The sequence below is a fragment of the Streptomyces sp. NPDC048483 genome (genome assembly GCF_040651455.1).
GTDB lineage: Bacteria > Actinomycetota > Actinomycetes > Streptomycetales > Streptomycetaceae > Streptomyces.
On the sequence record NZ_JBEZJZ010000246.1, the window covers coordinates 1 to 2,573 of the forward strand.

Below are 2,573 nucleotides of genomic sequence, written 5' to 3' on the forward strand. Positions count from 1 at the left end.
CTGTCCTCCGCACAGCGGCGCCTGTGGTTCCTGCACCAGCTGGAAGGGGCCGGCGCCAACTACAGCATCCCGCTGGCATGGCGACTGTCCGGCAGCCTCGACCCCGCGGCACTGCAGGACGCGCTCGCGGACGTCGTCGCCCGGCACGAGAGCCTGCGCACCGTCTTCCCGCAGCGGGACGGCGTGCCGTACCAGCACGTGCTGGATGCCGCGCAGGCCCGTCCGGGGCTGGTCGTCACCGAGGCGGCCGAGGAGGATCTGCCGGAGCTGCTCGCCGAGGCGGTGCGGCGCGGCTTCGACCTTGCCGGCGATATTCCGCTGCGCGCCGAGCTGTTCGCGCTCGCGCCGGACGAGCACGTCCTGCTGGTCGTGGTCCACCACATCGCCGGTGACGGCTGGTCGCTCGGCCCGCTCGCCGGGGATCTGGCCGCCGCGTACACGGCCCGGTGCCAGGGGGCGGAGCCGACGTGGCCGCCGCTGCCGGTGCAGTACGCCGACTACACCCTGTGGCAGGACCAACTCCTCGGCGACCGCGCCCAGGACGACAGTCTCTTCTCCCAGCAGGCCGCCTACTGGACGCGGACGCTGGCCGGGCTGCCGGAGCAGATCGAGCTGCCCACCGACCGGCCCCGGCCCGCGACGACGTCCTACCGGGGCGCGCATCTGTCCGTCGAGCTGGACGCGGACCTGCACGAAGGGCTCGTCGGCCTGGCCCGGGACTGCGGCGCGAGCGTGTTCATGGTGCTGCAGGCCGGACTCGCCGCGCTGCTGAACCGGCTCGGCTCCGGGGACGACATCCCCATCGGCAGCCTGATCGCGGGCCGCACGGACCAGTCCCTGGACAGGCTCGTCGGGTTCTTCGTGAACACGCTGGTGCTGCGGACGGACACCTCCGGCGATCCGACGTTCGCGGAGCTGCTGGCCCGGGTGCGCGAGCGCGCACTGACGGCGTACGCCCACCAGGACCTGCCGTTCGAGTACCTCGTCGAGGCGCTCAACCCGGCCCGGTCGCTGGCCCGCCAGCCGCTGTTCCAGGTCATGCTGGCGTTGCAGAACGTGCCCGGTGGCGACTTCGCCCTGCCGGGACTGCGGGCCGAGATCGTGCCCGTACGGCCGCCCACCGCCATGTTCGACCTGTCGTTCCACCTCCTGGAGCGGGGCGGCAACGGCGCGCCCCAGGGCATGGGCGGCTACGTCGAGTACGCCACCGATCTGTTCGACGAGGCCACGGTGCGGGATCTGTTCGCCCGCTGGGTGCGCCTGCTGCGGACCGTGGTCGCGGATCCGGACCGGCCCCTCAGCCGGTTCGGCATCCTCACCGCCGAGGAGCGTCACCGAATGCTCGTCGAGGCCAACGACACCGCCCTCGACGTTCCGGCGGCAGGTCTGCCCGAGCTGTTCGAGGCCCAGGTGCGGGCCACACCGGACGCGCCCGCCGTGCTGTTCGGCGAGACCGAGCTGACATACGACGCTCTCAACACCCGCGCCAACCGGCTCGCGCATGCGCTGATCGGCCGTGGCGTGGGTCCCGAGGACATCGTCGCGCTGCTGCTGCCCCGCTCCGCCGACTTCGTGGTCGCCGTCCTCGCGGTCCTCAAGGCCGGCGCCGCGTATCTGCCGATCGACCCCGAATACCCGCAGCGGCGCGTCGAGTTGATGCTCGCCGATGCGCGCCCCGCCCTCGTTCTGGACGATCCGCGGGCCATCGATCCGGGCCCCGGCCACCCCGGCACCGATCCCACCGACGCCGACCGCACCACGGCACTGACCCCGCACCACCCGGCCTACGTGATCTACACCTCCGGTTCGACGGGCCGGCCGAAGGCGGTCGTGATGCCGTCGGCTGGGGTGGTGAATCTGCTGCACTGGCACCACCGCGCCGTCGGCGGTGCTCCGCGGACGCGTACCGCACAGTTCACCGCGGTCAGCTTCGACGTCTCGGTGCAGGAGATGCTGTCCGCGCTGCTGTTCGGCAAGACGCTGGTGGTGCCGGCCGACGAGCAGCGCCGTAGCGCGGAGCTGCTGGCCGAGTGGCTGGAGCGGTACCGGGTCGAGGAGCTGTTCGCGCCCACCCTGGTGCTCGAGGCCCTCGCCGAGGCGGCGCAGGAGCATGGCCGGGAGCTGCCGGATCTGCGGGTGGTCGCGCAGGCCGGCGAGGCGCTGCGGCTGGGCGGCGGGCTGCGCCGGTTCCACGCCCGTCGGCCGGGCCGGCGGCTGCACAACCACTACGGTCCCGCCGAGACCCATGTGGTCACCGCGTACCCGCTGCCCACCGCGCTGGACGACTGCCCGCTGCCGGTCCCGATCGGGCGTCCGATCGCCAACTCGCAGGTGTATGTGCTCGATTCCGCGCTGCGGCCGGTCGCTCCCGGTGTGCCGGGAGAGCTCTATCTCGCGGGTGCCGGGCTGGCCCGCGGCTACCTGGGCCGTCCGGGCCTGACCGCGGAGCGCTTCGTCGCGAATCCGTACGGCCCCGCCGGGTCCCGGATGTACCGCACGGGTGACCTGGCCCGGTGGCGCGCGGACGGCGAGCTGGAGTTCGCCGGCCGGGCCGACCACCAGGTCAAGGTCCG

General features: G+C 73.1%; 1 protein-coding gene. It reads left to right on the forward strand.

The window, feature by feature from the left end:
* Positions 1 to 2,573, forward strand: a 2,573-nt coding sequence (locus AB0D04_RS42585; RefSeq protein ID WP_362712864.1) for an amino acid adenylation domain-containing protein, incomplete at both ends; no start/stop codon positions are given.